Below are 18,722 nucleotides of genomic sequence, written 5' to 3' on the forward strand. Positions count from 1 at the left end.
CGGCGTAGCCAATCCACTGGATAGCCCATTTCTTCGAGCGTTAGGAGTACTGAGTCCGGATGAGCAGCGCCGACCCTCCAGTCCAAGCGATGGGCGCCCTCCACCGCGATGGCAGACGAGATTAAGAAGCGGGTTTTGTAGATCGTCATTATCTGCTCCCGCTCGAGGTCGCCATGGACTCGATCCCAGACGACAGGGAGCGCCCCTAAGCCGCTTGGTTGTGGGACGGATCAAGAGGTGGGACACCACTACGGAGCGGTGTCCGCGACCGTTGTTTCAATACTGGTCCAGCCAATTGTCGTTCCGGCGGGGATCGGCCCACGGGGCTGGGTGAGCACGTGTCGTTCCCCTATCAGCATGCCTGATTTGGGGTCGATGATGATGTCCTGACGGAAATGGGATGCGTCCTCGACACGGCCGATGGCAATCCCTTTGCGTCCGTCGAGCGTTGCCTGATCGTCCGTGATGGTCACACCGGGAATCAACGCTGCCGCCTTGTACAGGGAGGCACGAAGATCGGCAGGGACAATCCCGGTGTGCAGAAGATCGGCGATGAAGACCAGCGCTTCTCCGTCGATCGACTGACCCTTTGCCAAAGTCCGCTTGTAGATGTTGTTCAGAAGCAGGTATGGGTCCCGGGGCAGAGAACCCAGGTAGCTGGGCGAGGGAAAAGTGGATTGCTCCGGAGGGCCGTAGAAGCCTCCGTTTCTGCCACGCAGCAGCTCCGCCTTGCCGACCATTTCTGCTGCCTTGGGGCTGAGCGCGTAGGCTTTGGACTTTTCATCAAAGAAAGTCGTCGGAATCCGGGCCGAGCGCTGCCACACCCATTCATCGTCGCGGTTGGCCGGCACATACATCGTGCTCTTTTCCATGTCCAGCCAATCGTATGTATTTCCGCTCTCGTCGACCATGCTCGCGGACCAGATATTGGTGCTCTGAATCTTCAGATACTGGCCAGGACCTACCACCGGGTCAGCCGTCTGAATGGTGAGTTGGGCTGCATCGTTGAGCACCTGGGCTGCTTGGGCTGTTGCCGCTCCCCGCCAGCCGGCCGGACCTAGAACGTCCCCGGCAAACAGAGCACCGACGACGGCAACGGTTGCCACCGCTCCCAGACCAAACCTCATAGCTGTCCGAGGACGCAGCTTTGGCTTTGCTGGCACCAGCGCCGGGTTTATGCGCTGCAACAGTTTCCTCCGGCCAGCCTCAACGGCGGCGTCACTGGCAACAGGGGTCTTAGCGTGCATTGCGTGCAGGAGCGATAACTCGTCCATGATCCATCTCCTTGTCATCCTTTTGAAGTAGGCCGGCCGCATCGCGAAGGATGCGCCGGGCCCTGTTGAGCCGTGACCGGACAGTGCCCACGGGCACACCCATTGCCAGGGCTATCCCCTCGTAGCTCAGGTCCGCCCAGGCATAGAGCAACAGGCATTCCCTGTCGGCGGGAGAGAGCTTGCGCATCGCGGCCGAAAGGTTGGACGTCGCTGCTGCGGCGTCCAACCTTTCGGCAACACGCTCCGCCCCGTCGTCATAACTGCCCCGCCCGGCCGCCTTCGCGAACGCCTTGAGTCTCCTGGCCTCGGTGCGGTGATGGCGACGGAGCAGATTCGTTGCAATGCCGAACAGCCAGGGCCTGGCGTCTTCCCATTGATGATCGAAGGAATCCCTGCCCTCGAAAGCAGCCAGGAAAGTCTGGGACATCACGTCATCGGCCACCGATTCACCCGCCCGGGTGGCCGCGTATCGATGCACCGCACGGGAGTATTTGTCATACAGCACAGCAAAGACCTGCGGGTCCTCACTCGAGCTGCGGATGATGTCGCTATCGGTAGTCACAAGCTGTATTGCCCCTTCACCGGAAAAGAGTTCACGGCAGTCTAAAGGGCACCCGCGGACCGCCTCAGTTCCCAGTGACTGGAACAGCCCCAACGGGCCATGGCTTTTTGAAAAACAGGGAGGTTCCGGCGCGATGCCGAACCTCCCTGTTGGAAACTGGCTCTACCCAGCCTGCCAGTTGGCATGGACCATCCGAAGACCTACCTCGGCTCCCACACCTGAATCAGGTAACTCTCCACCACTTCTGTGGCGACCAGATCCCTCATCCGGTCCCGGCCCTTGGCCTGAATCCGGAACCTGTAGACAGAAGGATTCTCTACGGTGCCGATGTGCAACATACTCCCCATCGTCGGGCCGTTCAGGAACGCGGTCCCCTGCGGCAGCTCAAAGTCGAAATCTTCCCAGGCTTCATCCCAGTCATCACTGGCATCTTCGGCAGGTTCTTCGGCCAGCACTTCGAGCTGCACGCTGACGGGTCCCATATTGATGCCTGTCTCCATGAGAATCTCGTTGAAGTCCCGGTCTTCGTCATGAGCACGGGCGGCCCTGGCTTCAGCCAGCGTCTTAGGAGGTCGCTCAACTACCAGCACTACTGAGCCTTCGGCGGCGTACACCAGTCCATTCGTTGACGTGATCATCAGCTAGCGCCTACTCGCCCATATTCCGCGGATCGTTGAGCGTGGAATGACGCGAACGCTCCACATCGTTCACTTTTACGAGCCAAACAGAACCACCCGGAACCACGTGTGCTGCCGCCATGACTACCCCCTGTAATTGATACGGAAGCCCAGCCTACTTGCGAGCAGCCGCCCTGGACGGTATCCGGGTTCTCGGTCGCTACCGCCCGGCCGGTTTCGCCCGCACATGCATGCGCTCTCCCTGCCGGCCGAACAAGCTCAGGAACTCCACGGCCTCAGCATCAGCCCGCCCGAACCAATGCAGCACCCTGGTGTCGAACTCTGCAGCTTCGCCGGCGGGAAGAATCAGGTCCCTCTCCCCCAGCACCATCCGCAGGTTCCCGTTCAGAACATACAGCCACTCATAGCCCTCGTGGACCTGCGGGTCGGGTTGCTCGGGCCCGCCCGCGTGCAGGATGTGTTTGTACGCCTGGAGTCCGCCGGGCCGGCGCGTCAACGGAATGATGGTCATCCGCTTCTTCACGATAGGGCGGAGGTGGACTCTGGGATCTCCAGTGGCAGGAGCGCCCACCAGTTCATCGAGAGGCACCTGATGGGCCTTCGCGAGGGGCAGCAGCAGCTCCAGGTTGGGACGCCGTTGCCCCGATTCCAACCTCGACAGTGTGCTCACCGAAATGCCCGTCGCTTCCGAGAGGGAGGCAAGGGTGGTTTCCCTGGTTAACCGCAGTGCGCGGAGGCGGGGCCCCACCGCCGAAAGAACGTCGTCGATCATTTCATCCATTCCCACATTTTGCCATTCCGGCAAGATCTTTTGCCACTAATAGGGGTAAGGCGAAAAGGATTGGGACAACGAAGAATCCTGAAAGGAAACGCTATGTATGACGTGGTAATAGTCGGTGGAGGCGCGGCTGGCCTAAGCGCAGCCCAAATGCTGGGCCGTGCCCGGCGGTCGGTGATAGCGGTCGACGGCGGTGAGCCACGGAACGCTCCTGCCGAGGCTGTCCACGGCTTCTTGTCCCGCGATGGAATCAGCCCGGCCGCCCTCCTGCGGGCGGGCCGGGCTGAGATGGAATCCTACGGCGGCCGGATCCTTGATGGCCGGGTGACCGCAGTGGAGCGTATGGACGGGGAATCCGGCCCCTTCGAGGTAAGGCTCCAGGACGGAACGGGAGAGGAAAGTACTGTTCAGGGCCGGCGCCTGTTGATCGCTACCGGCCTGGTGGACGGGTTGCCCGGTATCCCTGGCATTGCGGATCTCTGGGGCAAGGACGTTCTGCACTGCCCGTACTGCCATGGGTGGGAGGTCAGGGACCGGGAAATCGGCGTCCTGGGCACAAGACCGATGGCGGTCTTCCAGGCACTTCTGTTCCGGCAATGGAGCAGCAATATCACGCTGTTTCTCAATGGATCCATAGAACCTGATGAGGTGGAGCTGGAGCAGCTGGCGGCAAGGAATATCACTGTGGTGCATGGCGCCGTGGAGCGGCTGCAACTGAATCAGGGAAGGCTCAGCGGGGTGAAACTTGCCACCGGCGGCGTGGTTTCAATTGAGGCCTTGGCTGTGGCGCCGGTTTTCAGGGCCCGTACTCAGTACTTTTCCGGACTTGGACTTCGAATCCAGCAACATCCCAGCGGAATGGGGGAATACGTTGAGACCGACGCCGACGGCGCCACCGGTGTTCCTGGGGTGTGGGCCGCCGGGAACGTGGCGGATCTTCGGGCCCAGGTCCTGTCGTCAGCAGCGGCGGGCGCCGCAGCCGCCGTCGCGATCAACTCCGATTTGATGGCAGAAGAGCTGCACGCGGCGGTGGCCGATTACCGCCAACGCGTCACCGCGGCGTAAGCCGCGTAGGGCTCAGTAGAGGAAGATATCGATCCACTCGCGGTTGTGGGCGTGGACCAGCACCAGGAACAGGACAAAGTCGAACAGCAGGTGGACGCACACGATGTACAGCAGCGATTTGGTAATCGTGAAGAGTCGGGCCTGGAGCAGTGCAAACGGAAAGATAAAAAACGGGGCGTAGGCGTGGAATCCCAATTCCCAGAGGAAGGAGGTGAAGAGGACCGCCTGAAGCAGATTGGCCTGCCAATCCGGAAGATGCCGCCGCAGCAGGGTGAACGCGGTGCAGATGAAGAAGAGTTCATCCCAAATGCCCAACCCGTTCGTTCCGACGAATAGGCGGGTAATGCCCTCAACGTCGCTGACTGCAGGCCAGTTGTTGTAGACGCCCGTCTGGATCATATAGACCGGAATCAGCGCATAACCGATAACGACGACGGCGGGCAGGTACCACTTCTCCGCCCGGGTCCAGGGCTGGCCGGTACGGATGGGGAATCTGATCGCATAGTCCTTGGTGATAAACCGCGAGACCGCATAGGGAATCCCCACTGCCAGGATCATCGCCGTTCCCATGACAAGCATGTGCTCCGTGCTGATGTCAGTGGTGATGGGAACGGCACTCATTGCAATCAGGCCGACGGCAATAAGCGCGAGGTCCGTGAAAAGCGTCCGCTTGATGATCGCAGCAAGTACCAGGGCTGCCCCCAGCACCGTGTATCCCACCGTGCGGTTCTCCAGGACGAAGAGGACAAAGCCTGACAAGGACAGCAGTGCTGCAGGGACAATGCTCAAGGAGACCATGTCCGACCTGCCTCGGCCGGTGGTCCGGGCCTCCGCCGGCGCCTTGGGTTGATGACTCATGCTGGCCTACCTGTGCTTGAACTCCGGCGTGCGCTTCTCGCTGAACGCCGCCATGCCTTCCTTCTGGTCCTCAGTGGCGAAGAGGGCATGGAAAATCCTGCGCTCGAAAAGGACACCCTGGGCCAGCCCGGTTTCAAAGGCTGTGTTGACTGCTTCCTTGGCCATCATTGCCGCCGGCTTGGATTTGGAGGCAATGACTTCGGCCACCCGCAGCGCTTCCTCGACGACGTCGGCGGCGGGAACCACCCGGGATACCAGCCCGGAGCGCTCAGCTTCCTGGGCGTCCATGAACCGTCCGGTGAGGATCATGTCCATCGCTTTGGCCTTGCCCACGGCCCGGGTCAGCCGCTGTGAACCACCCATTCCGGGCAGGACACCGAGATTGATTTCGGGCTGGCCGAACTTCGCGTTGTCACCGGCGATGATGAAATCACACATCATCGCCAGCTCGCAGCCACCGCCTAAAGCGAAGCCGGAAACTGCTGCCACCACCGGAATGCGGAGCCTGGTGAAATCCTCCCAGCCCCGGAACCAGTCCGCGGAGTACATGTCCGCGTACCCTTTTGCCTGCATCTCCTTGATATCGGCTCCGGCGGCAAAGGCCTTGGCTGACCCGGTGAGGACAACGGCACCCACTTCAGCATCGGTGTCCATGGCGCTCACAGCCGAAACGAGTTCATCCATGGTGGCTTTATCCAAGGCGTTCAAGGCCTCGGGTCGGTTCAGCGTCACCAGGCCTACCCGCCCACGGCGCTCCACCAGGATGTTTGAGTACTGTTCCGTCATCCGTGGCCCCTTGCTTCTCGCTGGTCCTGGTCCTGTTCTGCCGCCCGTTCAGGCTCTTCCACCTGACCGGACTTGTCCCGGATGGCTGTGATGATTGCCGAAAAGTCCTTTCCGGCACCGCCTTCCGCCGCAAACGTATCGTAAATCTCGGACGCCAGGGGACCTACCCGCGCTGCAACCCCGGCGCTTTCCAGCGCATTCAGTGCAAGCCTGAGGTCCTTGGCCATCAGTGCCCCGGCGAACCCCGGCTGGTAGTCGCGGTTGGCTGGGCTGGTGGGCACCGGGCCTGGAACAGGGCAGTTGGTGGTCAGCGCCCAGCATTGTCCCGAGGCCGCCGACGCCACATCAAAGAGAGCCTGGTGGGTGAGGCCAAGCTTCTCCCCCAACACAAACGCCTCACTCACCGCAATCATCGAAACACCGAGGATCAGGTTGTTGCAGATTTTGGCAGCCTGGCCGGCCCCGTGATCGCCGCAGTGGACAACCCGTTTGCCCATGACTTCCAGCAACGGCCGGACGGCCTCGAAATCTTCAGCGAGAGCACCCACCATAAACGTCAGGGTCCCGGCCTCAGCGCCAACAACACCCCCGGAGACGGGTGCGTCAACCGAGCGGTGTCCGGCGTCCACCGCCAATACTGCGGCCTCCCGGGCTTCATCCACATTGATGGTGGAGCAGTCCAGGAACATGGTGCCGGGTGCTGCCACCGCCAGCAGTCCGCGTTCCCAGCCGCCTCCGGAGGAGAAGTCGCTCCCGGCGGAGAAGTCGCTGCCCGTGGCGGAGTCCCTCCCCCTGTACGCGTCCAGGAGATGTTTGCCGCTGGGAAGCATGGTCAGCACCACAGAGGCCCCCTCGACGGCGGCAGCAGCGGTGTCCGCCGTCGGGATTCCATGGCTGCGGGCGGCTTCCACGGCCTCGGGCATCACGTCGTAGCCCACTACCTGGTATCCGGCGTTGACGAGATTCAGGGCCATGGGAGCGCCCATGTGTCCGAGCCCCAGGAAAGCAATGGTTCCGGCCCCATCGGGTGATGCCTCAGGCATTGTCCGTCTCCTTTACTGAAAGATTCAGCTCGCGATTACCGTGCGGCTCAAAATACCTCGCGACGTCGGCGTCCCGCACGTCTGCCAGCGTTGCCGGCAGCCAGTGCGGGTTCCTGTCCTTGTCCACCACCTGGGCCCGGATCCCTTCGCGAAAGTCAGGACCAGCCAGGAAGTGCAGGCCCACTGTGAATTCCTGCGTCAGCGCCTGTTCCAGAGTCATTCCCCGTACTCTTCGTAACGACTCCAGCGCAACCTTCACGGCGGTGGGCGATTTCGACTCTATGGTATCGGCGGCCTTGGCTGCTTCCCCGCCGAAAGCCCGCAGCCGGCGGAGGATGCCTTCCACATCGTTGCCCGCGTAGCATTCGTCAATCCACGTCCGCTGACCGGCCAGCACAGACTCCGGGGCCCGTTCCGCAAAACGGCCGACGGCGTCTTCCGCTGTTTCACTTTCCAGGGCGGCGGCCAGCGCCGGCAGATTTTCCGAGCGGACAAGGTGATCGGCCAGCCCGAGGAACAAGGCATCGGCGCCGTCCAGGTGGGCGCCGGTCAGAGCGGCATGGGTGCCCGTCTCACCCGGCGAGCGCGAGAGCAGCAGAGTACCGCCGACGTCGGGCACAAAACCGATGGTGGTCTCCGGCATTCCTGTCCGGGTGCGCTCGGTGACTATCCTGGCGGAGCCGTGCGCCGAGATCCCCACTCCTCCGCCCAGCACTAGTCCGTCCATGAATGCCACGTACGGCTTGGGGTACCGGGAGATCATGGCATTCAGCTGATACTCCGCCTCCCAGAAGTCGGCCGTCGCTGACCCTCCTATCAGCATGTCCTGGTAAATGGCCACGATGTCCCCGCCGGCACACAGCCCCCGGCTGCCGGAACCCTGGACCAGCACTGTAGAAACTGCGTCGTCCTCCGCCCAGTCGGCAAGCTGGCCCAGCATGGCGTGAACCATGCCCGCCGTGAGGGCGTTGACGGCCTGGGGACGGTTCAGTGTGATGATGGCAAGGTGCCCCCGTTTCTCAGCGAGCACCTCGCTAGGCGTGCTGCCCGCCGAGCCGCTGCCCGCCATCAGCTTCCTTCCGGCATGATGAAGCTTGCGCCCTGCCGGATGCCCGACGGCCAGCGCGTGGTCACGGTCTTGGTCTTGGTGTAGAAACGGAACGCGTCAGCGCCATGCTGGTTGAGGTCTCCGAACCCTGAGGCCTTCCAGCCGCCGAAGGTGTAGTAGGCAATCGGCACGGGGATCGGTACATTGATTCCCACCATCCCCACCTGGACCCGGCTCGCGAAGTCCCTGGCTGCATCCCCGTCCCGGGTGAAGATGGCCACGCCATTGCCGAATTCGTGCTCGCTGCACAGCCGCAGGGCCTCCTCGTAGTCCCCGGCGCGGACCACGCTGAGGACCGGGCCGAAAATCTCCTCCCGGTAGATTTTCATGTCCTTCGTGACGTTGTCGAAGAGAGTCGGACCAACCCAGAAGCCGTTTTCATACCCTTCGACTGTGAGGCCTCGCCCGTCGGCAAGGAGGGTGGCTCCCTGATCGACGCCGGACTGGATGTAGCCCGCGATGCGCTCTTTGGCGGAGGCTGCAACAACAGGGCCGAAGTCCGAGTCCTTGTCCAGGCTGTGGCCTACCCTGAGGGCCTTGACGCGTTCTTCGAGCTTCGCCACGAGGGCATCGGCAGTCTCCTGCCCAACAGGCACCGCGACAGAAACAGCCATGCAGCGTTCGCCGGCGGAGCCATACCCCGCTCCGATCAGGGCATCCGCGGCCATTTCCAGATCGGCATCCGGCAGGATCACCATGTGGTTCTTGGCCCCGCCGAAGCACTGTGCCCGCTTGCCGTGAGCGGCAGCCGTGGCGTAGATGTATTGGGCAATCGGAGTTGAACCAACAAACCCGATCGCTTTCACCCGCTGATCCTCCAGCAGCGAATCCACCGCTTCCTTGTCCCCGTTGACCACATTGAAGACGCCATCAGGAACCCCTGCCTCGCTGTACAGTTCGGCGAGCCGCAGCGGGACCGACGGATCACGCTCGGAGGGCTTGAGGATAAAGGCGTTGCCGGCGGCGAGGGCCGGGCCGGACTTCCACAACGGAATCATCGCCGGGAAGTTGAAAGGTGTGATGCCGGCGACCACCCCCAGCGGCTGCCGTAGGGAGTGGACGTCGATGCCTGCGCCGGCGTCGTCGGAAAATTCGCCTTTCAGGAGATGGGGGGCGCCTGCGGCAAACTCCACCACCTCCACACCGCGCTGAACGTCCCCTCTGGCATCAGCGAGGGTCTTGCCGTGTTCTGAGGCCAGCAACCTGGCTAGCTCGTCCACGTTTTGGTTGACGAGGTCCACGAACCTGAGCAGTATCCTTCCGCGTCTCTGCGGGTTCATCGCCGCCCACTCAGGCTGGGCCTTTTCCGCGCTGGCTATGGCCAGCTCCACCTCATTCCGCGCTGCCAGCGCAAGCCGGGCCTGCACCTCGCCCGTGCAAGGATCGTAGACCTCTCCCCAGCGTCCCGAGGTGCCTTCCACCCGTTGGCCGTCAATGTAATGGCCTAGCTCGCGAACCATGATCGATGCTCCCTTGCATGTGGGTCCTGGAATGCCGGTCCGGCAACAGACGCCTGGGATCCCTGCTACCGGAACATTGTGAGTCCGGTGCAAGTGTGACCCACGCCATCTGTTGCCGAATATACTCGGACTTCCTACTAAATTCCAGACCGGTTGCCGGTGGTTTCCGGCCATGCCTTCTCTGTGGGGCAACGGCTTGGAGGGCCCGTCCGAGGCGGATCATGGGAGCCAAGTTGGGTAAGTTAGGAACTGTGAAGATTGCAACCTGGAATGTGAACTCCCTCCGTGCCCGAGCCGACCGCGTAGAGGCGTGGCTTCGCCGCAGTGACTGCGATGTCCTGGCGATCCAGGAAACCAAGTGCTCGGACGAGAACTTCCCCTGGGAGCTTTTTGAGCGGGACGGCTACGAAGTAGCCCACTTCGGGCTCAACCAGTGGAACGGCGTCGCTATCGCCTCCCGCGTGGGGATCGACGACGTCGAACGCACCTTCCTGGACCAGCCGGTATTCGGCAAAGCGGGCAAGGATCCGGTGGCGGAGGCCCGAGCCATCGGCGCCACGTGCGGAGGCATCAAAATCTGGAGCCTCTACGTGCCAAACGGACGGTCCCTCGACGACGAACACATGCCCTACAAACTCAGCTGGCTCAACACGCTCAAAACCCACGCGCAGGGCTGGGTGACCGAAAACCCGGAGTCCCAGATTGCCCTCATGGGCGACTGGAACATCGCTCCGCAGGATGAAGACGTCTGGGACATCGATCTTTTCCTTTCACAGGGTTACACCCACGTCAGCCCGCCAGAGCGTGCCGCCTTCCACGCCTTCGAAGCTGCCGGGTACGCGGACGTCGTCAGGCCTTACACTCCCGGGCCCGGCGTCTACACCTACTGGGACTACACCCAGCTCCGCTTCCCCAAGAAGGAAGGCATGCGGATCGACTTCGTCCTGGCCTCTCCGGCCCTGGCTGCAAGGGTCACTGGCGCCTCGATCGACAGGGAAGAACGCAAGGGTAAGGGTGCTTCAGACCATGCGCCGGTTATTGTTGAGTTGACGGGCTGATGAGCAGAACGCAAGGGATGATGGGGAGGTGGCTGCACTGACCGGCAACCTTTACCGTGGACAGGCTGGCCTGCCCTTCTCCTCAACCCTGCGCATCTACGAGCCTCTGACTGCCTTTCCTGAAGAGCAACGGGCCGCCATCCGAGCGTCCGCCGCCCGTGCCAAATCACGGGCTGCTGTGGAAAACGCCGAGCTCCTGGCATCCCTGGGACGCATCACCAGGCCAGGGGGAGATCCGTTCCCCACCGGACGTACGGACCTTGTTCGCGTGATGCCCCATACCGAGAAGCCCGACGGCGATACGCCCGAGGGGAAGCCTTCCGTCACGCTGTTGTACTGCCCCAGCCAGCTTGTTCTGCGGGCAGGCCTGGCAGCCAATGCACTGATGGAAGGCATTCACGGTCCGCTGGCTGAACTGCTGATCGCGGAAGAACAAAGGGACCGCCATCAGGAACGGATAGACCTGGTTAAGGCCAAGGAAGGCGTGGGCAAGGTACACACCCGCGCATCCACCTGGGGAATCCCCTTCAGCTGGTTCTCGCTTTTCCAGGAATCCGACCACAAGGATGTGGTGGAATCAGGCGGCCGCATCCTCACCGTTCGTGTGCGGGCCAACATCGGTGACGCATTGGAGCGTGTCCGTTACGCGGTGGCGAACCTTGCATTGGCGGCGCCGGACCTGGATATGCTCGACGACCTTGCCCAGCTGACCGAATGGCTGGAACTGTTCCACAGCGATTCCTGGGTTGAACTGGACTACGGAGCCGTGGCGGACAAGGTGTACCCCGATGACTCCCCCATGGATGTCCGCCTTGGCATTGAGTGCTTGGCCGAGGGCGATATGACGGGCGCTGCCGCTGCCTACCGCCGGCTGGCTTCCCGGTGGATCCCGATCCGGCAGCTGGCGCGCGCGTCCTAGGCAGAGACCGGGCGGGGCTCCTTGCGTGGGGTTGCCCCGTGAGCCGGCGGAGGTGCCGTCGTCGAACGAACAATAAGCTGGTGAGGTGCCACCATGGAGTGAACGGACCCGCTGCGGCCATCGAGTTCATCCAGCAGCATCCTTGTTGCCAGCTCCGCTTGGACGTCCGGACGTTGGCCAACGGTGGTCAGGCCCAGGGTGACAGAGAAATCATGATCGTCAATGCCGATCACGGAAAGGTCCTCGGGGACCCGCACGCCCCGGCGGTTGGCCTCAAAAATAACTCCCATAGCCATCTCATCCGAGGCGCAGAAAATTGCTGTCGGCTTAGGACCGGCAGTTTCCCACAGCTTGATAAACGCCTGCTGCCCGCTCCTGACGGTAAAGTCACCCACTTCGTCCCACTCCGGACGCAGGTCAAGCCCTGATGCTGTCATCACATCCTGGAAGGCCTTGATGCGAACCCTGGGAACGTCGAAATTCAGGTCCGTCTCGTCGTCGCCATGAAGCAGGGCGATGTCCTTGTGGCCCAGGTCGATGAGGTGACGGACGGCAGTGGCGGCGGCGGCGTAGTCATCAATGCCGATGTAGGCGCATTCCTCCACATGACCGCCAACCACTACCAAGGGAATATCGATTTTCTGAAGATGGCTGAGTTCTTCGTGGGTCAGTGCCATACACAGGACCAGCAGGGCATCAATTTGCTTGTACACCATAGTCCGGCTGAAGAGACGCTCACGGTTGCTGCCGTGCCCGCCCAGGTTGAACAAGGACAGGTTGTACTGCCGGGCATGCAGTTCCCGGTCAGCTCCCTCAATGGCTTTGGAGAAGAACCAGCGGCTCACGAATGGAGCCAGCACACCAATGGTCTTGGTGCGGCCCGTGGCCAGTCCCGAGGCTGAGGAGGAAGCCACATAGCCGAGCTCCGCGGCAACGCGCAGGATCTTCTCGCGCGTGACAGGCGATACCCTGGGCAGTCCCCGCACCGCCCGTGAGACAGTGGCCGTGGACACTCCTGCGGCGGCTGCCACGTCCTCAATGCTGACACCGGAATGGCCGCCCCGTTGAGCCCTCTCAGATGTCCGTGCCACGATCTCCCCTTATTCGGCTATGCCGCGGAAGTCGCTGCTGTGCTCCCTGTCCGCAACAAATGAGTCTAGTGCCCGCGCTCCAGCTGGGCCGCCTGAGGTCCGTAGGTTACAGACGGCACAGCCGGAGGCGGGTCATACAGAGGATCAGCCCTTGAGGCCACCAGCAAGCAGGCCTCGTACGAAGTAGCGTTGGAGGGCGAAGAAGACGCCCAACGGAATAATGATGGACACGAAGGCAGCTGCGGGGTTCAGGTAGTCCCTTGCGCCGCGTGTGCCGGAAATTTCCGCAAGCCGCTGGGTAATGGGAGCGACGTCCGGAGTTCCGCCGGAGAAGACCAAAGCCACCAGCAAGTCATTCCACACCCACAGGAACTGGAAAATCGCCAGGGAGGCCAGAGCCGGAACGGACAGTGGCAGGATGATTCGCCAGAAGATTGTGGTGTGCCCTGCTCCATCCACCCTTGCTGCCTCAATCACTTCCCCGGGGATCTCGGAAATGAAGTTGTGCAACAGGAAGATGCCCAACGGCAAACCGAAGATCGTGTGGGCAATCCACAGCTGAGTATAGGACCCGGCCGGCAGTTGCAGGACTTGGGTGAAGAGCTGCAGCAGAGGAATCAGGGCCATCTGCAGGGGGACAATCTGTAGGGCGAAAACGAAGATAAACATCGCATGGCGCCCCCTGAAATTGCCCCAGGCGAAGATGTAAGCCGCCATCGACGCCAGCACAAGGACGAACAACGTTACCGGGATCACGATGGCGGTTGAGTTGATCAAGTACTGGGACAGATTGGGTGACTGCGACCCTGCAGCGGCGGTCGCATCGACATAGTTCTTGAAAGTGAACTGCCCGTCAAAAAAGGCATTCCACCAGCCGTCGGAGCGGGGGCCCACCTGTTTTGCGGCCGGACGGAACGATTGAACGAAAAGGCCCAAAGTGGGCACAGTCCAGATTGCGGCAATGATGAGGGCGGCAGCAGTGGCAAAAGGCGAGGTGAGCTTGGTTTTCACACGGCGCATGATGGGCTCATCGGCGGCGCGGAGACCCTTCTCGCCAAGAGGAAGACCAACCAAGGCCTTATCTGCCTCGTCCCGTGCTGGCGTGGCGGTCATCGGATCTCCCTTTGCTGACGAAGTACGCGTGCGTTGTAAACGACGATGGGTAGGACCAAAAGGAAAAGCACAAGGGCCAAGGCGGCACCACGGCCGGGTTCGTCGGCGCGGAAAGCCTGGGTGTACATTTCATTGGCCACCACAGAGGTCTCGAAGTTTCCGGCCGTCATGGTGCGGACAATATCGAACACCTTGAGGGTGGCAATGGTGATGGTGGTCAGCACCACAACCAAAGATCCACGGATCCCGGGGATGGTGACATTACGGAACTGCTGCCAGGGGTTGGCTCCATCAAGCCTTGCCGCCTCAACAAGTTCCACGGGGACGCCCTTAATAGCGGCTGACAGGATCACCATAGCGAAACCTGTCTGGATCCAAACCATGACGATGATCAGGAAGATGGTGTTTTCCGGAGCGTCGAGGAGGAACTGTTTGGGCTCCATCCCAACTGCCACACGCAGCGCATTGAGCACGCCCGTTTGTTCGATGCCGGCGCCACGGAAGTCGTAGACCAGCTTCCAGATAACGCCGGCGCCCACGAATGAGATGGCCATGGGCATGAATACCAGGGCCTTCAGGATTCTCTCGCCCCGCGCTTTGTCGATGAAAACCGCATAGGCGAGGCCGAAGACAGTTGATAGCAGGGGGACGAGTACGGTCCAGATAACGGTGTTCCGCAGCGTGATGACCGCCTCAGGCTGGGTAAACATCCAGACGAAGTTGTCCACTCCATTCGGCGTCCCCTTGGCATCTGTAAATGCCAGATACGACGTCTGCACCGCGGGGTAGACCAGCCCGACGATCATCAGGATGGCCGCCGGCGCTAGAAAGCCGATGACTGTAACTTTATCTCTTGTTGATTTCGGTGCCCTGTCCACAAGCAGCATGATGAGCCCGATGACGGCTGCGAAAGCCGCGATCGCGATCCCTACTTGGAGAAGTTTCCCTCCGACGAATTCCATGGCCAACCTCCGGGGTGTGGGTGGATGAGTTGATTGAAGACAAAAGTGCTGCGTTCCCCCACTCGTGTAAGTGCAGGGGAACGCAGCACTGCAGCCCTTAGCTCTTGGGCCAGCTGCCTTCAATACTGTCGGCGACCTGCTGGGACGGCGTGCCATTGATCCACGCCACAATGCCCTTCCAGAACGAGTTGGAGCCAACTGCTGCGGGCATCAGGTCAGAACCGTCGAACCGGAATACCGTCTCGGGATCCTGGAGGAGCTCAACGGAAAGCTTGTCCAGCTCCGACTGGGCGTTCGCAGGATCGAGGCCCTTGTTGGCGCTGACTACACCACCGAGCTTGACCCTGTTGTTCGCGAATTCCGCGCTCGCCATGTACTGCAGGAAGGACTGGACCTCGGGGGTGTCCTTGTAGGCGCCCACCATCTCGCCACCGCCGGTGATCGCCTTGCCCTTGCTCTCGTCGGTCGGAGGGGTCATGAAGGCCCAAACGTCACCATCGGGAGCCACAACCGTACCTTCAGGCCAGTTGGCGGCCTGGAAGTTGGCCTGGTGGTGCATGGCGCACTGACCATCAAGTACAGGCTGGCCTGCCTGGGCGAAACCGGTTGTCAGGATGGAACGGACATCACCGAAGCCACCATTGACGTAGTCCGGGTTGAGCAGGATCTCGCCGGTCTTGTCCATAGCCGAAACAATGCGGGGATCGTTGAACGGGATCTGGTGGGCGACCCACTGGTCGTACACCTCAGGGCCTGCCTCGCGGAGGACGACGTCCTCGATCCAGTCAGTACCCGGCCAACCCGTGGCCTCACCGGACTCGAATCCCGCACACCACGGCTTCGTGGCACCGTCATCTGCGATCGTCTTTGTCAGGGTCATCATTTCGTCAAAGGTCTTGGGAACTTCCCAGCCCTTTTCCTCGAATGTCTTGGGCGCGTACCACACGAAGCCCTTGACGTTGGCAAGCATGGGGGCTGCATAGAACGTTCCGTTGACGGTTCCGTACTTCTTCCAGTCCGCTGACCAGTTTTCGTCCACGAGGTCCGAGACGGCCTTCGGAGCCGGCTTCAGGTTGCTGGCCTGAGCGGCCAACAAACCGGGCTGCGGGAAGATGGCAACGTCCGGCGGGTTCCCGGCTTGGGCGCGCACACCGATCTGCGTTTCGAATTCCTTGCTGCCTTCGTATTTGACCGTGATGCCGGTGCATTCTTCGAAGTCCGACCAGGCTGTCTCAAGGTTTGTGGCTTCAATGTCAACGATGGTCGAGTAAACCGAAACCGTCTTGCCTTCGTGCTTGCCGTAATCGGAGTAGGCGGAGCAATCTGCAGCCTCGCCCCCTCCGCCACCGCCACCAGTTTCAGGACTACATGCCGTGACGGTTAGGGCCAGGACACCGACCGCTGCGGCCGGAATTAGGAACTTTGGGCTTTTCATTACTGGAGACTCCTCGCTGAGTGACAAGAGAAAATCGCGGTGCAGACTGTGTGACCTCAATCACCCTAGTAAGCCTACGTATAGAAATGCAAGCGTTTACATAAAGCTTTATCGAAAGGAGACCTGATCATCAGAATCCCAACAGGAAGCTCGGCTAACGGACGCGTTCGGCCCTGCTGAAACGGGCCCGGGTGCCTGCCCCCAGGTGAAGCAACACCGGGGTACGTTTGCCGATTACAAGGTCCAGTGCCTCGACGAGCGCCGAGACTTCGGCGGCCAAGGCGTTCGGAGCCACGCCCAAGCGCGGCTGCAACCTGATTCTTAAGGCAGGTTTCCCGCGGATCTGGTACGTGGCTACAGATACTCCAGCGAGATCCGGACGCTCAGCAAGGGCTGCTTTGAGTGCCTGCTCGGCAACGCCGCCGCCGATTCGAAGATCACCCGGCACATCGCCGGGATCCTCCTCAAACAGGATGAGATCCGCCCGGCCCTTACCCTGTTGGGCAATCCACGCCACCATGGCACCGATCAGCAGCACCAACAGGAGCACCAGCAGGATCCACACCCAGCTCTCCTGACGGCCCGGAAACCTGGTCTGCTCAAACAACTGCTGAGCTCCGGACCACGCTCCTGCCGACCACGACTGCCACCACGAGGCCACGGCAGGGGCGCTTGACAGCAGAACCAGCAGAGCGCCGAGAACCAGCAAAATAACGCCCAGAATGCCGATCAGGATCCGGTTAAGAAGCCGGGGGGTGCTGTTCATGCTCCCACCACCCCCGACGTCGCCAGATTCACCCGGACGTCGGGCATAGGCGACGGCGCCATGCGCGTGAGTTCGTCCTGCACAGCCGCCAAAACGTCGTCATGCCTTACGGGCACTCCGGACGTGGGGCGGACATTGACCACTGCCTGATGCCTGGACACCACCACCATCACCTGTTCCGGAGTGACGTTGGCGGCGAGCCGGGCGCGTCTGGCCAGCGCGGCGGCAATGATTTCATCGTCCACCAACACACCTGCGCGGGGGTCCTGGAGGATGTGCCGGGCTTTGCGCCCGGGCAGTACCGCGCTGAGGAAGAAAAACAGTCCGGCCATGAACACGACGCCTCCCGTCACGCCCAGCAGGAGTGGCGGGATACCTCCGGGGAGGGCGGCTATCCGTTGGGCGGCCGTCTGCGGATCGATCAGCCAAGGAGGCTGCCCAATGGCGCGCACAGCCGCCTCCAAAAGGGCATAAGCGCAAAGAATAATCACCAGCACACCGGCAACAACGGCTACACCGGCCCTTGAGGACTGCGTTTCGCGCTGGAGGATCCGCGGCATCAGGGAATCATGGGGGCCAACAGTTCCATCTTGTTCCTTCCACTCCCCTTCAGGCCTGGCAATGACTTCGGTGTCTTGCGCGGCAGCGGGAGTTTGGATGTCACCGGAGTTGTTTCCGAAGGCGTGGCTCACAGTACCCGACCCCTCTCGGAAACGGCCGTGCCGCTGATTCGTATGTCCACGCGACTCAACTGGGCTCCGCTGAGTTGCATCACGCGATCCAGAATGACCGATTTGGCAGCGACTGCCCTGTCACGGATGGAACCGCCAAAGACGGCCACGCGCTCCGGGTTCCGCAGCACGGAAGCCAACGGCGGGATCCTGATAGGGGATACGAGCGACAGCGCAAGCAGGCCGTCGTCGTCGGACCATTCAGCCCGGACATCGTGAGCCTCAACGCCCAAGGCCTCCGCGGCTGCTGCACGGGCAAGACTGGTGAGGGCTTGGGTGCTGATCCTGTTGTGCCCTTCCAGTACCCGGCCCTGCTCTGTCATTGGGGCCGTACTGCTCATGATGAAGAGCGCCGGCCCGTAATGGCGTCCATAACGCTGCGCAGATCGAGTTTCCCTTCAGCCGCGCGGCCCAGTAAGGCCCCGATCCCCATAAAAAGGAGGGAACCCAGGAAGCCCCACACTCCGAACTCGAAAGACATGAAGGCGACGAAGGCGCCCATTGCAATTCCGGCAACTGTCAGGCTCATGGGATTGCCTCTCTCTCCGGACGGTTTCCCGGGGCTGCCGGGGCGTTAAGTACTGGACGTGGCTCCGAGGTTGTTCCAGGCTTCACCGGTCCCGGCACATAAATGTCATTGATCTCGACGTTGACTTCGATGACCTGCAGCCCCACAAGCTCTTCCACCGCTGAATACACAGCGGAACGAACTTGATTGGCAAGGGAATGAAGAGGGGTGCCATAGACCGCCACCAGGTTGAGATCCACGGCGACCTGCGTCTCACCTACTTCAGCATGGACACCGGCGGCGTGGTCCGAGCTGCCTACAGCGTCCCGGATGGCGCCCAAGGCCCGGGATGGACCCGTCCCCAGGGAATAAACCCCCGGCACTGACCGTGCGGCGATGCCGGCGACTTTTGCGACTGCGGTCTCGGAAATGACGGTACGTCCACCGCCTGGTACGGCAGCGGCGGCGTCCGCGCGGATCCCCTGGCCGGGTTGTGGGTTCTGGTATTCCATCGAGCACTCCCCTATCTCTTGGAACAACCCTATCCCTTGGCCCCGACAACCGCGC

The 18,722-nt window shown here is 61.7% G+C and carries 21 protein-coding genes; 3 read left to right on the forward strand and 18 right to left on the reverse strand.

Annotation, left to right across the window (positions count from 1 at the left end; translation table 11 throughout):
* Window positions 1–248: 248 nt before the first annotated feature.
* The 4 genes from M1E02_RS18215 to M1E02_RS18230 all read right to left on the reverse strand — a co-directional run bounded on the left by M1E02_RS18215 (window position 249) and on the right by M1E02_RS18230 (window position 3,255).
* Window positions 249–1,274 carry a CU044_5270 family protein gene (locus M1E02_RS18215; RefSeq protein ID WP_479375592.1) on the reverse strand — a complete coding sequence of 342 codons (1,026 nt, stop codon included), beginning with the start codon at window positions 1,272–1,274 and terminating at the stop codon, window positions 249–251.
* Entirely contained in the window at window positions 1,237–1,836 is a 600-nt protein-coding gene (locus M1E02_RS18220; RefSeq protein WP_479375593.1) for an RNA polymerase sigma factor, read from the reverse strand. Before M1E02_RS18220 ends, M1E02_RS18215 begins: the two co-directional genes overlap by 38 nt.
* A 200-nt stretch (window positions 1,837–2,036) precedes the next feature.
* Entirely contained in the window at window positions 2,037–2,474 is a 438-nt protein-coding gene (locus tag M1E02_RS18225) for a hypothetical protein (RefSeq protein WP_479375594.1), read from the reverse strand.
* Window positions 2,475–2,673: 199 nt separating this feature from the next.
* A complete protein-coding gene (locus tag M1E02_RS18230) occupies window positions 2,674–3,255 on the reverse strand; it encodes a helix-turn-helix domain-containing protein (protein ID WP_479375595.1) in 582 nt (193 codons plus the stop codon).
* Between the two features lie 93 nt (window positions 3,256–3,348).
* Between M1E02_RS18230 and M1E02_RS18235 the strand changes: the two genes are divergently transcribed.
* Window positions 3,349–4,317, forward strand: coding sequence for an NAD(P)/FAD-dependent oxidoreductase (locus M1E02_RS18235; RefSeq protein ID WP_479375596.1), 969 nt, complete (start codon window positions 3,349–3,351; stop codon window positions 4,315–4,317).
* A 12-nt stretch (window positions 4,318–4,329) separates the two neighbouring features.
* On the opposite strand, the gene M1E02_RS18240 is transcribed toward M1E02_RS18235, so the two are convergent.
* From M1E02_RS18240 to M1E02_RS18260, 5 genes are read right to left on the reverse strand one after another with little or no spacing between them, the layout of a single operon-like run.
* Window positions 4,330–5,175: a CPBP family intramembrane glutamic endopeptidase gene (locus tag M1E02_RS18240; protein WP_479375597.1), complete on the reverse strand. Its 846-nt coding sequence runs from the start codon at window positions 5,173–5,175 to the stop codon at window positions 4,330–4,332.
* A gap of 6 nt (window positions 5,176–5,181) precedes the next feature.
* Window positions 5,182–5,961, reverse strand: coding sequence for an enoyl-CoA hydratase (locus tag M1E02_RS18245; protein WP_479375598.1), 780 nt, complete (start codon window positions 5,959–5,961; stop codon window positions 5,182–5,184).
* Entirely contained in the window at window positions 5,958–7,004 is a 1,047-nt protein-coding gene (gene mmsB / locus M1E02_RS18250) for a 3-hydroxyisobutyrate dehydrogenase (RefSeq protein WP_479375599.1), read from the reverse strand. Before mmsB ends, M1E02_RS18245 begins: the two co-directional genes overlap by 4 nt.
* Entirely contained in the window at window positions 6,997–8,073 is a 1,077-nt protein-coding gene (locus M1E02_RS18255) for an enoyl-CoA hydratase/isomerase family protein (RefSeq protein WP_479375600.1), read from the reverse strand. The genes mmsB and M1E02_RS18255 overlap by 8 nt, the downstream gene beginning before the upstream one ends.
* Window positions 8,073–9,572, reverse strand: coding sequence for a CoA-acylating methylmalonate-semialdehyde dehydrogenase (locus M1E02_RS18260; protein WP_479375601.1), 1,500 nt, complete (start codon window positions 9,570–9,572; stop codon window positions 8,073–8,075). The genes M1E02_RS18255 and M1E02_RS18260 overlap by 1 nt, the downstream gene beginning before the upstream one ends.
* 251 nt (window positions 9,573–9,823) lie before the next feature.
* Between M1E02_RS18260 and M1E02_RS18265 the strand changes: the two genes are divergently transcribed.
* Together M1E02_RS18265 and M1E02_RS18270 are read left to right on the forward strand one after the other, a co-directional pair.
* Complete coding sequence (locus M1E02_RS18265) at window positions 9,824–10,630, forward strand: exodeoxyribonuclease III (RefSeq protein WP_479375602.1); 807 nt, start codon at window positions 9,824–9,826, stop codon at window positions 10,628–10,630.
* Window positions 10,631–10,667: 37 nt separating this feature from the next.
* On the forward strand, window positions 10,668–11,549 hold the full coding sequence (locus M1E02_RS18270; protein WP_479378214.1) for a DUF8083 family protein: 882 nt from the start codon (window positions 10,668–10,670) through the stop codon (window positions 11,547–11,549).
* Here the strand turns inward: M1E02_RS18270 and M1E02_RS18275 are convergent.
* The 9 genes from M1E02_RS18275 to M1E02_RS18315 all read right to left on the reverse strand — a co-directional run bounded on the left by M1E02_RS18275 (window position 11,546) and on the right by M1E02_RS18315 (window position 18,667).
* Complete coding sequence (locus M1E02_RS18275) at window positions 11,546–12,640, reverse strand: LacI family DNA-binding transcriptional regulator (protein WP_479375603.1); 1,095 nt, start codon at window positions 12,638–12,640, stop codon at window positions 11,546–11,548. The genes M1E02_RS18270 and M1E02_RS18275 overlap by 4 nt on opposite strands.
* Before the next feature lie 144 nt (window positions 12,641–12,784).
* Window positions 12,785–13,753, reverse strand: a complete 969-nt coding sequence (locus M1E02_RS18280; protein ID WP_479375604.1) for a carbohydrate ABC transporter permease — start codon at window positions 13,751–13,753, stop codon at window positions 12,785–12,787.
* Window positions 13,750–14,715 carry a carbohydrate ABC transporter permease gene (locus tag M1E02_RS18285; RefSeq protein ID WP_458113097.1) on the reverse strand — a complete coding sequence of 322 codons (966 nt, stop codon included), beginning with the start codon at window positions 14,713–14,715 and terminating at the stop codon, window positions 13,750–13,752. Before M1E02_RS18285 ends, M1E02_RS18280 begins: the two co-directional genes overlap by 4 nt.
* 97 nt (window positions 14,716–14,812) lie before the next feature.
* Window positions 14,813–16,150 (reverse strand): ABC transporter substrate-binding protein, encoded by a 1,338-nt coding sequence (locus M1E02_RS18290; protein ID WP_479375605.1) that lies wholly within the window; start codon window positions 16,148–16,150, stop codon window positions 14,813–14,815.
* Between the two features lie 154 nt (window positions 16,151–16,304).
* Entirely contained in the window at window positions 16,305–16,916 is a 612-nt protein-coding gene (locus M1E02_RS18295) for a hypothetical protein (RefSeq protein WP_479375606.1), read from the reverse strand.
* Window positions 16,913–17,476, reverse strand: coding sequence for a hypothetical protein (locus tag M1E02_RS18300; RefSeq protein ID WP_479378215.1), 564 nt, complete (start codon window positions 17,474–17,476; stop codon window positions 16,913–16,915). The genes M1E02_RS18295 and M1E02_RS18300 overlap by 4 nt, the downstream gene beginning before the upstream one ends.
* 128 nt (window positions 17,477–17,604) lie before the next feature.
* Window positions 17,605–17,988 carry a hypothetical protein gene (locus tag M1E02_RS18305; protein WP_479375607.1) on the reverse strand — a complete coding sequence of 128 codons (384 nt, stop codon included), beginning with the start codon at window positions 17,986–17,988 and terminating at the stop codon, window positions 17,605–17,607.
* On the reverse strand, window positions 17,985–18,176 hold the full coding sequence (locus M1E02_RS18310) for a hypothetical protein (RefSeq protein WP_247048367.1): 192 nt from the start codon (window positions 18,174–18,176) through the stop codon (window positions 17,985–17,987). The genes M1E02_RS18305 and M1E02_RS18310 overlap by 4 nt, the downstream gene beginning before the upstream one ends.
* Window positions 18,173–18,667: an Asp23/Gls24 family envelope stress response protein gene (locus M1E02_RS18315; protein WP_479375608.1), complete on the reverse strand. Its 495-nt coding sequence runs from the start codon at window positions 18,665–18,667 to the stop codon at window positions 18,173–18,175. Before M1E02_RS18315 ends, M1E02_RS18310 begins: the two co-directional genes overlap by 4 nt.
* Between the last annotated feature and the right edge of the window lie 55 nt (window positions 18,668–18,722).

It is taken from the genome of Arthrobacter sp. Z5-13 (assembly GCF_056499105.1).